This is a genomic window from Candidatus Karelsulcia muelleri (assembly GCF_024818015.1).
In the GTDB taxonomy this organism is placed as follows: Bacteria; Bacteroidota; Bacteroidia; order Flavobacteriales; family Blattabacteriaceae; genus Karelsulcia; species Karelsulcia muelleri_C.
Window position 1 is genome coordinate 53,313 of the sequence record NZ_CP093908.1, and the last position, 15,971, is coordinate 69,283.

Genomic DNA, 15,971 nt, shown 5'->3' on the forward strand with positions numbered 1-15,971 from the left:
TATGAAAAAAGAAAAATATAAAAGAATGACTAAAATTATATTTCTGTTTAAAAGACACAAGAATTATTCTTTTAAAGAAAAAATAGTTAATTCTAATGATGTAAATAAGTTTTTAGGGGTGGACGACCGGAATTGAACCGGCAACCCTTAGAACCACAATCTAATGCTCTAACCAATTGAGCTACGTTCACCAATATTTCGCAAATCTTTTATTAGAAATTTTATTCTCTCAGGAATAGGACATATAAAATAATTTTTTTTTCTATATATCGGATGTATATATTCTATATAATAAGCATGTAAAGCTATTTTTTTTTCAATACTTTTTATATATTTTTTTTCAATATATCCATAATCTTTATCATTAATAATTGGATGCCCTATATATTTTAAATGTACTCTAATTTGATGAGTTCGTCCAGTTTCTAAAGTACACTTTAAAAGTGTAACATATTTAAATCTTTCTATTACTTTATAATGTGTAATAGAAAATTTTCCAGAAATCCCATTAGGGAAAACATTCATATATATTCTGTTTTTTAAACTTCTACCTATATTACATATAATAGTTCCTTTCTTCTTTTTAAGATATCCCCATACTAAAGTAATATATTTTCTTTTTAGATGATTAATATAAAACTGTTTCGAAATTTTTGCTAAAATATTTTTATCTTTTGCTACTAAAATTAATCCACTTGTTCCTTTATCTATTCTATGTACTAGAATTGGAATTTGCTTATAAAAATTCTTTTTTAAGAAATAAAAATGTAAACCATTAATTAGAGTCATAGATTCATTTCCCTTACCTGGATGGACAACTAAACCAGATTGTTTATTAATAATAATAACGTATTCATCTTCATAAAAGATATTTATTTTGAAATTTTCAGGTATAATATTTTGTTTTTCAGGAAGAAAAATTTCTATCACATCATTTATTTTAACTATATAATTTTTTTTGATTAAAATATTATTTACATAAACCAATCCTTTTTCTAGAATTTTTTGTAGAAAATTTCTATTATTTTTATGTAAAATATATTTGATATATGTATCAATTCTTATTAAGTTTTCTTTTTTTTTAACTAAAATTTTTTTTTTATCATAATGAAATTTTTTTTAGAAATAACTTATCATGGTGCCTCATTTTATGGATGGCAAATCCAAAAAAACAATATTTCTGTACAAGAAACAATAGAAAACTGTTTAAGTTTTTTATTAAAAAAAAGTATAAAGATTATAGGCGCAGGAAGGACTGATACTGGTGTACATGCTATACAAATGTTTGCTCATTTTGATTTTTCTGAAAAAGAAATTCTATTATCTCGAAATTTTCTATTTAAATTAAATTCTTTTTTACCTTTAAATATTAAAATTCTAAATATTTTTCCTGTTAAAAAAACAATTCATGCTCGTTTTACGGCTATAAGTAGAGTATATGTATATAGGATATCTTTAGGGAAAAATACTTTTTATCTTGATAGAAGTTGGCAATGGTTATCAAAAAACAAAATAAAATTAAATACCTTAAATCAAGGTGCTAAAATTCTTAAAATATATAAAAACTATATTAGTTTTTGTAAAAAAAACTGTAATTATAAAACATATATATGTAATATATATAATGCTAAATGGTATATAAAAAAGAATATATTATCTTTTAATATTGAAGCCAATAGATATTTAAGAAATATGATAAGATCTATAGTAGGTACTATAATTGAGTTAGGAGTAGGAAAAATAACAATAAAAGATTTTATTAACATTTTCTATGCTAAAGATAGAAATCTTGCAGGAATTTCTGCACCAGCAAAAGGTCTGTTTTTAACAAAAATTAATTATCCATTAAATATTAATTTATTTTAAAATTTTTTATGAATTTCATTTCTGAATCTTTTTTTTTAAGTTTTTGATTGCCATCACCAATTAGAATTTCTTCATAAGAATATTTTTTTAATCCAGTTCCTGCAGGAATTTTATTGCCTAATATAACATTTTCTTTTAATCCATTTAAATCATCTTTTTTATTACTTATAGCTGCCTCGTATAAAACTTTTGTAGTTTCTTGAAAGGATGCAGCAGAAAGAAAAGATTTAGTTTGTAAGGCAGCTTTAGTTATACCTTGAATTATGGGTTTAGATATAGCGGTGATTACATCTCTAAATAATATTTTATTTTTTAATAAACAATTTTCTTTTTTTAATTCATTAAAATTAACTAACTGACCTTTAAAAACTTTTTTAGAATCACCTGATTCTTCAATAAATTTCATGTTCAAAATTCTTTGATTTTCTTCTAAAAAGACATCTGTAAATTCAATATTACCTTCTAAAAAAGAAGTATCTCCTGATTTTATAATTTCTACTTTTTGTGTCATTTGTCTTACAATAACTTCAAAATGTTTATCATTAATTTTTACACCTTGTAAACGATATACTTCCTGGATTTCATTAATCAATTTTTTTTGAGCAGCTCTTAATCCTTTTCTGTCTAAAATATCATTTAGAACATTATAAGGATTATTAGGATTATCATTATCATTATCATTATCATGATCATTATCATTATCATTATCATGATCATTATCATGATCATTATCATTATCATTATCATTATCATTATCATGATCATTATCATTATCATTATCATTATCATGATCATTATCATTATCATTATCATTATCATTATCATGATCATTATCATTATCATTATCATTATCATTATCATCATCATCATTTCTTGCTTCAAATAATTCTGATAAACGGGGTAATCCTCCTGTTATATCTCCTGATTTGAAATCCTTTATAGGGATTTTACTTAAAATACTTCCTTCATTTATAATGTCTCCATTATTTACTACTAAATGTGCACCAACAGGTAGATTGTAACTTTTTAAGATTTCATTTTTTTGATTTACTATTTTTAAAGTAGGTGTTTTAGTTTTACCTTTCAATATTACTTTTTCTTTCTGTTCGGATTTTTCAATATTTGAATATAATATTTTTCCTGGAAATTCTGCAATAATAACAGCATTATATGGATCCCAACTACAGATAGTATCATTTTTTTTAACTAATTGTTTATTAGAAACATACAATTTAGCACCATATGGAATTTTTTTTTTCATGAAAATAACTTGATCTTTATTTAATAATAATATTTCAGATGACCTAGAAATAACTATGTTTTTAACTACTTTAATATTTTCATATTCTATGATTCCATCATATTTAGCTTTTAATTTTGAATATTCATATATATTACCAGCTGTACCTCCAACATGAAAAGTACGAAGTGTAAGTTGTGTACCTGGTTCACCAATTGATTGTGCAGCTATTACTCCTATTGCTTCTCCTTTTTGAATCATTAAACCTGTTGCAAGATTTCTTCCATAACATTTTATACAAATACCTGTTTTAGATTTACATGTAAGAGGAGATCTTACTTCAATAGATACTATTGAAGCCTTTTCTATAAGATTAATATTTTTTTCATCTATCATTTGAGATGATTTTATTAAAATCTTATTATTAGTAGGATCATAAATATTATTTATAGCAATACGACCTAAAACCCTGGATGATAATGTTTCTATTATTTTTTCTTTTTTTTTTATTGCTGAGATTTTAATTCCTACTAAAGTTTTACAATCATCTTCTTGTATAATGACATCTTGTGCTGAATCTACTAAACGTCTTGTTAAATATCCAGCATCTGCTGTTTTTAAAGCAGTATCAGCTAATCCTTTTCTTGCCCCATGAGTAGATATAAAATATTCCAATATAGATAATCCTTCTAAAAAATTAGATAAAATTGGATTTTCTATAATTTCTGAACCTAATGAACTAGTTTTTTGAGGTTTAGCCATAAGTCCTCTCATTCCAGATAATTGACGGATTTGCTCTTTTGAACTTCTAGCACCAGAATCAAGCATCATATATACTGAATTAAATCCTTGTTTACTTTTTCGCATATAATTAATCACTTTTTCTGTTAAACTAACATTAGTATTAGTCCATATATCTATAATTTTATTATAACGTTCATTATTAGTAATTAATCCCAAATTATAATCGTCTTTTACCAAAGAAACTTTTTCAATAGCTCTTTTGACAAGAGATTTTTTTTCTTTTGGAATACTTATATCATTTAAATTAAATGATAAACCGCCTTTAAAGGCATGATAATATCCTAAATCTTTTATTTTATCTAAAAATCTTGCGGTAGTAGGGATATTAGTTTGATATAAAATAGAAGAGATTATTTCTCTTAAAGATTGATTTGTTAATAATTTATTTATATAACCCACTTTTGGTGGAACCACTCTATTAAATAATACTCTACCGACTGTTGTTTTAATAATTTTTGATATTAATCCGATATTTATTTGAACTTTTATTATTGCATGAATATCTACAACCTTATTATTATAAGCTATTTCAACTTCTTCAAGAGAAGAAAAACACATTCCTTCTCCTTGAATTTGACTTTCAGAAGTAGATTTTAATTCTTTAGTCATATAATATAAACCTAATACCATATCTTGTGATGGAACTGTAATAGGATATCCATTGGCAGGATTTAAAATATTTTGTGATGCTAACATTAATAATTTAGCTTCTAAAATGGCTTCATTTGATAATGGTAAATGTACTGCCATCTGATCTCCATCAAAATCAGCATTAAATGCCGAACAAACTAATGGATGTAATAAGATAGCCTTTCCTTCAATAAGTTTAGGTTGAAATGATTGAATTCCTAATCTATGAAGTGTGGGAGCTCTATTTAATAATACAGGATGACCTTTTAAAAGATATTTTAAGATATTCCATATCATGGGATCTTTTTTAGAGATAAGTTTTTTAGCTGATTTAACTGTTCTTACAATCTTTCTTTCAAGAAGTTTTCTAATAAGAAAAGGTTTATAAATTTCAGCCGCTATTTCTTTAGGTAATCCACATTCATGTAATTTTAATTTTGGACCTACGACTATTACCGATCTTGCTGAATAATCTACTCTTTTCCCTAAAAGGTTTTGTCTAAAACGACCTTGTTTTCCTTTTAAAGAATCAGATAAAGATTTTAATGGTCTATTAGATTCTGATCTAACTACTAAAGTTTTTTTAGAATTATCTAAAAGGGAATCGACCGCTTCTTGTAGCATTCTTTTTTCATTACGTAATATTATTTCAGGAGCTGAAATATGTATTAATCTTTTTAATCTATTATTACGAATTAATATTCTTCTATAAAAATCATTTAAATCAGAACTAGCATACCCACCTCCATCTAAAGCAACTAAAGGACGTAATTCTGGAGGAATAACAGGAAGAACTTTTAAAATAATAGATTCAATTTTGTTTCCTTTTTTTTTACCTTCTAGAAAACATTCTACTACATTTAATCTTTTAAATAATTCAATCTTTCTTTGTTTTGATTCTTCATTTTTAATTTCTTTTTTTAAATCAGATAATAAAACTTCTAAATCAACACGTATTAATAATTCTTCTAAACATTCAGCCCCCATTTTAGCAATAAATTTGTTGGGGTCATTATCATTTAAATATTTATTCCCTATTGGAATCTTATTTAAGATATATGTATACTCTTCTTCAGTTAAGAAATCTAATTTTTGAAAATTATTAGCAATTCCTGGTTGAATTACTACATAACGTTCATAATAAATTATCATATCAAGTTGTTGAGATGATAATCCTAAAATCGAACCTATTTTATTTGGAGTAGAAGTAGATCTAAATCCCCATATATGAACTATAGGTACTACTAAATTGATATGCCCCATTCTGGTTCTACGAACTGTGTTTTTTGTTATTTCTACGCCACATCTATTGCATAATAATCCTTCTTTAAATTTTTGGTTTAATTGTCTTAAACGGATTAATTCTTTATAAATTGTTTTTTTATATTTGCCACAAGAACATTCATAATCTCTTATAGGTCCAAAAATTTTTTCACAAAACAAACCATTTTTTTCCGGTTTCTTAGTACGATAATTGATTGTATCAGGTTTCCTTATTTCGCCATATGAATCTTTTAAAATATCTTCAGGTGAAGAAATCCTAAGACTAATTTTAGTAGTCATAAAATGACTAATTTTAGATTTTTTTTTATTCATTTTATGAAGAAAATGAATAACTTTCAAGATTTGAATTTGATTCCTCAGCTTAATTGGGTTTTTTATTTTAATTTGTTTAGTTTTCATTTCTTTAGCAGTTCTTTAAGTTTTTTTAGTTTTATTTCTTTAACTTTGTTTTTATATTTTATTATATCTTTATCCTTAATCTCTATTCTTACTTTTATTTTTTGATTTATTTTTTCTTTTTTTTTTATTACTTCTAAATTAAGACTTAAACCTAATCCTTTTAATTCCTTCAACAATACATGAAATGATTCTGGTATCCCTGGATTGGGCATTGTTTCCCTTTTAACAATAGCTTCATAAGTTTTTGTACGGCCTTTTACATCATCAGATTTTACAGTAAGTATTTCACGTAAAATATTTGCTGCTCCAAAGGCTTCTAAAGCCCAAACTTCCATTTCACCCAATCTTTGTCCTCCAAATTTAGATTTTCCTCCTAATGGTTGTTGAGTAATTAATGAATATGGACCAATTGATCTAGCATGCATTTTATCATCAACCATATGATTTAATTTTAACATATAAATTACCCCTACTGTAACAGGTTGATCAAATTTTTCTCCTGTTTCTCCATCAAATAAATAAGTATTTCCAAAAAGAGGGATATTAGCTATATCAGTATATTTTGATATTTCTTCTATAGAAGCTCCATCAAATATTGGAGTTATAAAATTTATTCCCAGTTTTTCACCTGCCCAACCTAAAATTGTTTCATAGATTTGACCTAGATTCATACGTGAAGGTACACCTAATGGATTTAAAACTAAATCTACCGAAGTCCCATCTTCTAAATATGGCATATCCTCTTCTTTAACAATACGTGCCACAATTCCTTTATTTCCATGTCTTCCAGACATTTTATCACCTACTTTTAAGTTCCTTTTTTTAGCAATCAAAACTTTAGCGATTTTAATAATACCTGATGTTGATGTAATTTCATCTCCAATTAATAATCTATTTTTTTGACGTTGAAACTTCATTTTTAATTCATTTTTTTTAAAAAAATAAAGTTTTATAATTTTAAAAAATTTATTATTTAAATATTTATTATTTAAATATTTATGATTTTCCCAAATTTTAGAGATTCTATCTCTCTCTTTAGAAGAGAATATTTTATTTAAAAAATTCAAAATTTTCACTTTTGGGATTCTAAAAGAAGAACTATATCCTGAGCATTCTAATACAAGAATTAGTTTATTAAATAATAATTTTTTTAAAAGAATTAAATTCTTAATATATTTATAATATAAATTTCTTATCATCAATTTTTGAATTTCTTCATATTCTTTTGAATAAATTTTTGTATCAATTACTACTCCAAATAAAGAGGAATCAGCTTTTAAAGATGTATTTTTTATAGTTCCTACTTTCTTTCCAAAAATTGCTTTTAAAAAGTTTTCTTCTGAAGTTGGATATCCTTCTTTTTTAGGAGTTATTCTTCCTATAAGGACATCGCCAGGTTTAACTTCAGACCCGATCTTTATAATTCCATCTTTATCTAATTTTTTTTTTTTTTCCTCATTAATATTTGGTAGATCAAATGTGAATTCTTCCATTCCTAACTTAGTTTCACGTACTTCTAATGAATATTCATCTAGATGAATTGATGTAAACCAATCCTCACGGACTACTTTTTCAGAAATTGCTATAGCATCTTCAAAATTATATCCTTTGAAAGGCATAAAAGCAACTTTTATATTTCTACCTAATGCTAATTTTCCATTTTTAGTTGCAAATCCTTCACATAAAACTTGACCTTTAGTAACATACATTCCTTGTTTTACAATTGGGATTATATTAATACAAGTATTTTGATTAGTTTTTCTAAATTTAATAAAATTATAATTTTGAATTCTCTTTTCAAAAGAAAGTAATTTTTCTTTTTCAGAAATAAAATATTTCACCTTAATATGATTAGCATCTACTGATTCAACTACACCATATCCTTCTGCATATATTAATGCATTGACATATGGTGCTAAATGTTTTTCTAATCCAGTTCCTACTATCGGTGCTTTAGGATTTAATAAAGGTACAGCTTGCCGCATCATGTTTGATCCCATTAAAGCCCTATTAGCATCATCATGTTCAAGAAATGGAATTAAAGATGCTGAAATAGATGCTATTTGATTAGTAGAAACATCTATATAATTAATTTTTTTATAATTAACCATAGGAAAATCAGCATTTACACGAACTATAATGTTATGTTTTAATAAACCGGTTTTATAATTTAAAATAGCATTAGCTTGTGTTATTAATTTGTCAGATTCTTGATCACTACTAAGATAGATTGGTAGCTCATTTAGAACTACCTTTCCTTTTTGAACTTTGAAATAAGGAGTCTCTATAAACCCCATAGGATTAATTCTTGCAAAAACACATAAAGAAGATATTAATCCAATATTCGGACCTTCTGGTGTTTCTATAGGGCATAATCTTCCATAATGAGAATAATTAACATCGCGGATTTCAAATCCAGCTCTTTCTCTTGACAAGCCCCCAGTACCTAAAGAAGATATTCTTCTTTTATGTGTAATTTCAGCTAATGGGTTAGTTTGATCCATAAATTGAGATAATTCATCGGTACCAAAAAAAGAATTAATAACAGATGTTAAAGTTTTTGAATTTATTAACTCTATAGGAGTTAAAGTTTCATTATCCTTTCCATTAATTCTTTCTTTTATAATTCTTGATATTCTTGCTATTCCTATTGAATATTGTGTATATAATTGTTCTCCTACTGTTTTAACCCTACGATTAGCTAAATGATCTATATCATCTACTTCTTTTTTATTATTACATAATGCCATTAAATTTTCTATAATAGAAATTATGTCTTCTATATTAAGAATATTATTCTGTAATGGAAAATCTAATTTAAGAGTTTGATTTAATCTATATCTTCCAACTTCACCTAAGTAAGTTTCATCAAAAAAAAACTTATTTATAAACAATTTTGCTTTTTTAACATTAACATTTTTAGGAAATGAATCCTTTAATTCTTTATAGATATATATAATAGCTTCTTTTTGAGAATCTGTAGGATCATTTTTTAAGGTTTTATGGATTATTGAATAATACTTTTTTTTTTTTTTATATAAACTAATCACTTTGATCTTATAAGAAAGTATTAAATTTATATGATATTTTTTTAATTTTATATCTCTTTCTAAGAGAATCTCATTTTTAGACGTCAATATTCTGGCTGCAAGAGTTCTTCCTAAGAAATTTTTATAATTTATTTTATTTATCTTTACTTCTTCTGCTAAATTAAATATATTTAATATATTATAACCTAATGCTCTAAGTAAAGTAGTTATCGGTAATCTTTTTTTTAGATCTAAATAAATGTACATAACATTATTAATGTCTGTTGAAAATTCTATCCAAGATCCCTTGAGAGGGATAATCCTTGCATAAGATATTTTTTTTAGATTTGGTAGATCATATTGTCCAAAAAACACACCAGGAGATCTATGTAATTGAGAAACAATTACTCTTTCCGATCCATTAAAAATAAAAGAACCCGATGGAGTCATATATGGGCAAGTACCGAAATACACATCTTGATATATTGTTTCAAAATATTTGGTTTTTTTACGATAGATTTTGAATCTGGTATTTATATAGACATTATATGTTAATCCTCTTTTTAAACATTCTTCTATTGAATAAATAGGATCATATATTTTATATGAAATAAAATCTAGAAACAACTTATTTTTGGCATCTGAAATAGGAAAATATTCTATAAAAACTTTATAAAAACCTTTACCTTTCTTGCTGAGATTTTTAGAATTTATACAAAAAAAATTAGTAAAAGATTTTATTTGAAGATCTAAAAAATCAGGATATGAAATTTTATTTCTTACTGAAGCAAAATTTATAGTTTTAGGGAATTTAAAAATTTTAATTTTTTTCACAATCATTCAATTAATTAATTCAATTTCAGCACCTATCTCTTCAAATTTTTTCTTGAATAATTCGGCTTCTTCTTTATTAAGAGATTCTTTTATAGTTGTTGGAACAGAATCTACTAATTCTTTAGAATCTTTAAGTCCTCTTCCAGTGATTTCTTTTATTAATTTAACTACTGCTAGTTTGGATGTGCCTGATGATTTAAGAATAATATTATATCTTAGATTTTCTTTTTTTTGTTCTTGATTTATAGGAACTGTTTCTGTTTGATGATCATGATTAGATTCTAATCCATAATCTTTTTTCAAAATAATTGTTAATTCATTAACTTCTGTCACCGTTAAATTTACTAATTCTTTCGCTAAGTTTGCTATTTTAGCTGTATTTGTAGGATTTTTGTTTTCTTTTATCATGGTATTTAATAATTTTATAATAATGATTATATTTTTTTTTATTAAAAATAATAATTCTATTAATAGATCATTCTTTGATTTAAGATTTATCAAATAATTTAATGATTTATCTCCTAAATATAAATTATTTTCTAGATAAGCAGCTTTTAAAGATTCTTTATCTAAAGAATAAAATTTTTTCAAATTATTTATAATAATTGCTGGATTGGCTAGATCAGTATTAGATGCCATTAAAGCAGTTTGGCCTTTTATAACTGGAGTAAATTCTTTATAATTTGAATTCTGTATTGCTTTTTTAAATAAGGTATTTTTTATAAATTTTAATTTTATATCTTTTTCATAACATTTTTTTCTAAAATAAGAAACTTTATCATTAGTTAACTCTGATAAATCAACTAAATAAATACAATTGTTATTCTTAATTAGATTAAGATAACTTAATATTAAGATATTTTTTTTCATAAATCTTGTGTATTTACTGATAGACTAGGTCCCATGGTACTAGAAATATATATTTTTTTTATGAAGACCTGCAATTTGTTTAAAACATCAATTAATGCTAAAATATTGTTTTTAATTTTTTCAAAACCAAATGACACTTTACCAATAGCAGTATGTATTATTCCATATTTCTCCATTTTAAATTCTATTTTTCCAGACTTTATTTCTCTTATAGATCTATTTGGATTTTGAGTTACTGTTCCAGTTTTTGGATTAGGCATTAAACCTCTAGGACCTAATATTTTCCCTAATGACCCTAATTGGATCATTACTGATGGTATTGTAACTATAACATCAAATTTTACCCAACCATTTTTTATTTTATTTATATATTTATTTAATCCTATAAAATCTGCTCCAGAATTTTTTATTTCTTTTTCTCTTTCTTTAGGAAGTAAAGCTAAAACACGAATATTCTTTCCAGTACCATATGGTAAATTTACGGTTCCACGTATAAATTTATTAGGAATTTTGGGATCAATACCTAGACAGATTGCAATCTCAACAGTAGAATCAAATTTTGTAATTATTTGTTGTGTTACAATTTTTGATGCTTCATTTAAGCTGTATCCTTTTTTCATATTTATAAAATTTCAATACCCATTGATCTAGCTGTACCAGCTACCATAGAAATAGCAGATTTTAGATTAAAACAATTCATATCTATCATTTTATTTTTGGCAATATTCTCTATTTGAGCCAAAGTAATTTTTCCTACTTTATTTTTATTTGATTCTTTTGAACCTTTATCAAGGTTACATAATTCTAATAATTGTTTAGATACTGGAGGTTCTTTTATAAGAAAAGAAAAACTTTTATCATTATAGATAGTTATAATAACTGGTAAAAGTTTTCCTTTACTTTTTTGTGTACTCAAATTATATTGTTTACAAAAATCCATTATATTTACACCAGCTGCTCCTAACGCTGGGCCTATAGGAGGAGCTGGATTAGCTAGTCCACCTTTGATTTGTAATTTAAGTTTTTTTAGAGTTTTTAACATTTTAACTTAAAAATTTTGTTCATTATAAAAAATGATATCTTATCTAAAGAAAAGATAATTAATGATAGTATGATAGTAATCAGTATTATATATATAATATCATATTTAATCTTATACAATTTCATTATTATTATTAGATTAGCACGGGTGGTAAGAATCGAACTCACGACCTTTGGTTTTGGAGACCAATGCTCTAACCTTACTGAGCTACACCCGTATAATTTATTCAATTATTTTAATTACTTGTCCTGCTCCAACAGTACGTCCACCTTCACGGATTGCAAAACGTAATCCCTCGCTTATTGCCACTGGTTGTAAAAGTTCTACGTCTACAGAAATATTATCTCCTGGCATTACCATTTCTAGGTTATTTAATAAATAAATAGTGCCTGTAACATCTGTAGTTCTTAAATAAAATTGAGGTTTATATTTATTATGAAATGGAGTATGACGTCCCCCTTCTTCTTTATTAAGAATATATATTTGAGCCTTAAATTTCTTATGAGGAGTTATATATCCAGGTTTTGAGATTACCATTCCACGACGTATATCTTTTTTTTCTATCCCTCTTAATAATAAGCCGACATTATCTCCAGCTTGTCCTTTATCTAGAATTTTTCTAAACATTTCTACTCCTGTAACTATAGAATTAAGTTTCTCAATTCCCATTCCGATTATATCGATAGAATCACCAGTATTAATAGTACCTGTTTCAATACGGCCTGTGGCTACAGTTCCACGTCCTGTAATAGTAAACACATCTTCAATAGGCATTAAAAATGGTTTATCTATATCTCTTATAGGCTCTTTAATATACTTATCTACAGTTTCCATAAGTGTTTCAATTTGTTGTTCCCATTTTTTTTCTCCATTTAACGCTCCTAAAGCAGAACCTTGTATTATTGGTATATTTTCTCCATCATATTCATATTTCGATAATAATTCTCTTATTTCAATTTCTACTAATTCTAGGATTTCCTTATCATCCACTTGATCAACTTTATTCATAAAAACCACTAAATTAGGTACTCCAACTTGACGAGCTAATAAAATATGTTCCCTTGTTTGAGGCATTGGTCCATCTGTTGCCGCAACTACTAAAATTGCTCCATCCATTTGAGCTGCACCTGTAACCATATTTTTCACATAATCAGCATGTCCAGGACAATCAACATGAGCGTAATGGCGAATTTCCGTTTTATATTCAACATGTGAAGTATTTATTGTAATCCCTCTTTCCTTTTCTTCAGGAGCATTATCAATTGAACTAAATTCTTTTGCTACTGCTAGTCCTTTTTTAGCTAAAACTTTTGTTATTGAAGCAGTTAAAGTTGTTTTTCCGTGATCTACATGACCTATTGTACCTATATTTAAATGAGGTTTATCACGTCTAAATATCTCTTTTGCCATATTGTTTTTAAAAATTATATTTAATAATTTATAGAGCCAATGACGGGATTTGAACCCGTGACCTCTTTCTTACCAAGAAAGAACTCTACCAACTGAGCTACATCGGCTTACTGAGCGGAAAACGGGATTTGAACCCGTGACAATCAACTTGGAAGGCTGATACTCTACCTACTGAGCTATTTCCGCTTTGTGGGAAGAGTAGGATTCGAACCTACGAAGGTATAAACCAACAGATTTACAGTCTGTCCTCGTTAACCACTTGAGTATCTTCCCTTGCCGATGGAGGGATTCGAACCCACGGTCCCGAGATTACAAATCACGTGCTATAACCTACTAAGCTACATCGGCTACAAGATACACAATAAATATACAAAAAATATTTTAATTTAAAAAAAAATACGATTATCTATTTAATACAGAAAATTTAATTTTCTGAAGAATGATAAATAATCCGTTAGATCTTAATGGTGATAAAAAAAAAATTAAGCCCATTTTTTTTATAAAAGGATAATAATTATAATTTAAGACATCTTTAGTCTGTGAATTAGAGAATAAACGTGTTATTAAAAATAATAAACCTCTTGGAATTAAAGCTTCAGTATAAGCTTTAATAATTAATTTATTATTTTTCTGATTTAATTTTAACCAAATTTTAGATTGACAATTATTGATTAAATATTGATCGACAAGAGATTTTTTACTTAATAAAGGTAGAAGTTTTCCAATTTTTATTAAAAATAAATATTTATCTTCTAAAGATTCTATAACCAAAAATTGGTTAATTAATTTTTTTTCTTTTTTTAATAAAAAATTCATATTAATTATACGTGTATTGCAGAAAAGGAAAATTATTTTTATTAAAAAAACAATTATATTATTATATAAATAATATGTTTTTGAAAGTGAAAAAAAGAGAAAGATATAATCAAAAAATTCAATTAAAATTATAATGAATATGAAATATAAATAATTCTTTTTAGAAAGGGGATTACTTTTTGAAGTTTAAATGTGAACAATTAAGAGTTTGATCCTTGCTCAGGATAAACGCTAGCGGAGGGCTTAACACATGCAAGTCGAGGGGCAGCAAAAAGAAGATAGGTTTAACTTATGGATTTTTGGCGACCGGCAAACGGGTGAGTAATACATACGTAACTTTCCTTATGCTGAGGAATAGCCTTAGGAAACTTGGATTAATACCTCATAATACAATTTTTTATAAAGAAAAATTGTTAAAGTTTTATTATGGCATAAGAGAGGCGTATGTCCAATTAGTTAGTTGGTAAGGTAATGGCTTACCAAGACGATGATTGGTAGGGGGCCTGAGAGGGGCGTTCCCCCACATTGGGACTGAGACACGGACCAAACTTCTACGGAAGGCTGCAGTGAGGAATATTGGTCAATGGAGGAAACTCTGAACCAGCCACTCCGCGTGCAGGATGAAAGCCTTATTGGTTGTAAACTGCTTTTGTATATGAATAAAAAATTCTAATTATGGAAATAATTGAAGGTAATATACGAATAAGTATCGACTAACTCTGTGCCAGCAGTCGCGGTAATACAGGGGATACAAGCGTTATCCGGATTTATTGGGTTTAAAGGGTGCGTAGGCGGTTTTTTAAGTCAGTAGTGAAATCTTAAAGCTTAACTTTAAAAGTGCTATTGATACTGAAGAACTAGAGTAAGGTTGGAGTAACTGGAATGTGTGGTGTAGCGGTGAAATGCATAGATATCACACAGAACACCGATAGCGAAAGCAAGTTACTAACCCTATACTGACGCTGAGTCACGAAAGCATGGGGAGCAAACAGGATTAGATACCCTGGTAGTCCATGCCGTAAACGATGATCACTAACTATTGGGTTTTGTACGTTGTAATTCAGTGGTTAAGCGAAAGTGTTAAGTGATCCACCTGAGGAGTACGACCGCAAGGTTGAAACTCAAAGGAATTGACGGGGGCCCGCACAATCGGTGGAGCATGTGGTTTAATTCGATGATACACGAGGAACCTTACCAAGACTTAAATGTACTACGAATAAATTGGAAACAATTTAGTCAAGCGACGGAGTACAAGGTGCTGCATGGTTGTCGTCAGCTCGTGCCGTGAGGTGTAAGGTTAAGTCCTTTAAACGAGCGCAACCCTTATTATTAGTTGCCATCGAGTAATGTCAGGGGACTCTAATAAGACTGCCGGCGCAAGCCGAGAGGAAGGTGGGGATGACGTCAAATCATCACGGCCCTTACGTCTTGGGCTACACACGTGCTACAATGATCGGTACAAAAGGGAGCGACTGGGTGACCAGGAGCAAATCCAGAAAGCCGGTCTCAGTTCGGATTGGAGTCTGAAACTCGACTCTATGAAGCTGGAATCGCTAGTAATCGTGCATCAGCCATGGCACGGTGAATATGTTCCCGGGCCTTGTACACACCGCCCGTCAAGCCATGGAAGTTGGAAGGACCTAAAGTTGGTGTCTGTAAAAGGAGCTACCTAAGGTAAGTCTAATAACTGGGGCTAAGTCGTAACAAGGTAGCCGTACCGGAAGGTGCGGCTGGAATATTTCTGTTT

At 27.4% G+C, this 15,971-nt stretch carries 11 protein-coding genes, 6 tRNA genes, 1 rRNA gene and 1 pseudogene; 4 read left to right on the plus strand and 15 right to left on the minus strand.

Annotated features, from left to right (window positions below; genetic code table 11):
• Position 1: 1 nt before the first annotated feature.
• Entirely contained in the window at positions 2–136 is a 135-nt protein-coding gene (locus MP018_RS00310; protein WP_259082653.1) for a DUF4295 domain-containing protein, read from the plus strand.
• Here MP018_RS00310 and MP018_RS00315 read toward each other — a convergent pair.
• Both MP018_RS00315 and MP018_RS00320 read right to left on the minus strand, forming a co-directional pair.
• Positions 117–192 (minus strand) — tRNA-His (locus tag MP018_RS00315). The two genes, MP018_RS00310 and MP018_RS00315, sit on opposite strands and share 20 nt — an antisense overlap.
• Complete coding sequence (locus tag MP018_RS00320) at positions 169–1,092, minus strand: RluA family pseudouridine synthase (protein WP_259288663.1); 924 nt, start codon at positions 1,090–1,092, stop codon at positions 169–171. The genes MP018_RS00315 and MP018_RS00320 overlap by 24 nt, the downstream gene beginning before the upstream one ends.
• A gap of 15 nt (positions 1,093–1,107) precedes the next feature.
• Between MP018_RS00320 and truA the strand changes: the two genes are divergently transcribed.
• On the plus strand, positions 1,108–1,866 hold the full coding sequence (truA, locus tag MP018_RS00325; RefSeq protein WP_259288646.1) for a tRNA pseudouridine(38-40) synthase TruA: 759 nt from the start codon (positions 1,108–1,110) through the stop codon (positions 1,864–1,866).
• Here the strand turns inward: truA and rpoC are convergent.
• The 13 genes and pseudogenes from rpoC to MP018_RS00390 form a co-directional block, all read right to left on the minus strand.
• Complete coding sequence (gene rpoC / locus MP018_RS00330; RefSeq protein WP_259288664.1) at positions 1,853–6,136, minus strand: DNA-directed RNA polymerase subunit beta'; 4,284 nt, start codon at positions 6,134–6,136, stop codon at positions 1,853–1,855. The genes truA and rpoC overlap by 14 nt on opposite strands.
• Before the next feature lie 83 nt (positions 6,137–6,219).
• Positions 6,220–10,092, minus strand: coding sequence for a DNA-directed RNA polymerase subunit beta (gene rpoB / locus MP018_RS00335; protein WP_259288647.1), 3,873 nt, complete (start codon positions 10,090–10,092; stop codon positions 6,220–6,222).
• Positions 10,093–10,494, minus strand: a complete 402-nt coding sequence (gene rplL, locus MP018_RS00340; RefSeq protein WP_259082854.1) for a 50S ribosomal protein L7/L12 — start codon at positions 10,492–10,494, stop codon at positions 10,093–10,095. It lies immediately after the preceding gene.
• A 9-nt stretch (positions 10,495–10,503) separates the two neighbouring features.
• A pseudogene (gene rplJ / locus MP018_RS00345) lies at positions 10,504–10,956 on the minus strand (50S ribosomal protein L10); the annotation flags it as partial.
• A complete protein-coding gene (gene rplA / locus MP018_RS00350; RefSeq protein WP_259288648.1) occupies positions 10,953–11,576 on the minus strand; it encodes a 50S ribosomal protein L1 in 624 nt (207 codons plus the stop codon). The gene rplA and the pseudogene rplJ, both read right to left, overlap by 4 nt.
• A gap of 2 nt (positions 11,577–11,578) precedes the next feature.
• Positions 11,579–11,998, minus strand: a complete 420-nt coding sequence (gene rplK / locus MP018_RS00355; protein ID WP_259288649.1) for a 50S ribosomal protein L11 — start codon at positions 11,996–11,998, stop codon at positions 11,579–11,581.
• Positions 11,999–12,140: 142 nt separating this feature from the next.
• Positions 12,141–12,215: transfer RNA gene (locus MP018_RS00360), tRNA-Trp, on the minus strand.
• A gap of 5 nt (positions 12,216–12,220) precedes the next feature.
• Positions 12,221–13,408 carry an elongation factor Tu gene (gene tuf, locus MP018_RS00365; RefSeq protein ID WP_259082849.1) on the minus strand — a complete coding sequence of 396 codons (1,188 nt, stop codon included), beginning with the start codon at positions 13,406–13,408 and terminating at the stop codon, positions 12,221–12,223.
• A gap of 34 nt (positions 13,409–13,442) precedes the next feature.
• Positions 13,443–13,515: transfer RNA gene (locus MP018_RS00370), tRNA-Thr, on the minus strand.
• A 6-nt stretch (positions 13,516–13,521) separates the two neighbouring features.
• Positions 13,522–13,594: transfer RNA gene (locus MP018_RS00375), tRNA-Gly, on the minus strand.
• A gap of 4 nt (positions 13,595–13,598) precedes the next feature.
• Positions 13,599–13,681: transfer RNA gene (locus tag MP018_RS00380), tRNA-Tyr, on the minus strand.
• Position 13,682: 1 nt separating this feature from the next.
• Positions 13,683–13,756: transfer RNA gene (locus MP018_RS00385), tRNA-Thr, on the minus strand.
• A gap of 54 nt (positions 13,757–13,810) precedes the next feature.
• Positions 13,811–14,224 (minus strand): SufE family protein, encoded by a 414-nt coding sequence (locus tag MP018_RS00390; RefSeq protein ID WP_259082848.1) that lies wholly within the window; start codon positions 14,222–14,224, stop codon positions 13,811–13,813.
• An 11-nt stretch (positions 14,225–14,235) separates the two neighbouring features.
• Between MP018_RS00390 and MP018_RS00395 the strand changes: the two genes are divergently transcribed.
• Entirely contained in the window at positions 14,236–14,358 is a 123-nt protein-coding gene (locus MP018_RS00395; RefSeq protein WP_259082847.1) for a hypothetical protein, read from the plus strand.
• Between the two features lie 62 nt (positions 14,359–14,420).
• Positions 14,421–15,970, plus strand: a 16S ribosomal RNA gene (locus tag MP018_RS00400).
• Position 15,971: the final 1 nt, after the last annotated feature.

Excerpts from the sequence above, each read along its gene's own strand:
- tuf (WP_259082849.1), bottom strand. The coding sequence starts at position 13,408 with ATGGCAAAAGAGATATTTAGACGTGATAAACCTCATTTAAATATAGGT.
- MP018_RS00390 (WP_259082848.1), bottom strand. The coding sequence starts at position 14,224 with ATGAATTTTTTATTAAAAAAAGAAAAAAAATTAATTAACCAATTTTTG.
- rplK (WP_259288649.1), bottom strand. The coding sequence starts at position 11,998 with ATGTTAAAAACTCTAAAAAAACTTAAATTACAAATCAAAGGTGGACTA.
- MP018_RS00310 (WP_259082653.1), top strand. The coding sequence starts at position 2 with ATGAAAAAAGAAAAATATAAAAGAATGACTAAAATTATATTTCTGTTT.
- rplL (WP_259082854.1), bottom strand. The coding sequence starts at position 10,494 with ATGATAAAAGAAAACAAAAATCCTACAAATACAGCTAAAATAGCAAAC.
- rpoB (WP_259288647.1), bottom strand. The coding sequence starts at position 10,092 with ATGATTGTGAAAAAAATTAAAATTTTTAAATTCCCTAAAACTATAAAT.
- truA (WP_259288646.1), top strand. The coding sequence starts at position 1,108 with ATGAAATTTTTTTTAGAAATAACTTATCATGGTGCCTCATTTTATGGA.
- rpoC (WP_259288664.1), bottom strand. The coding sequence starts at position 6,136 with ATGAATAAAAAAAAATCTAAAATTAGTCATTTTATGACTACTAAAATT.
- rplA (WP_259288648.1), bottom strand. The coding sequence starts at position 11,576 with ATGAAAAAAGGATACAGCTTAAATGAAGCATCAAAAATTGTAACACAA.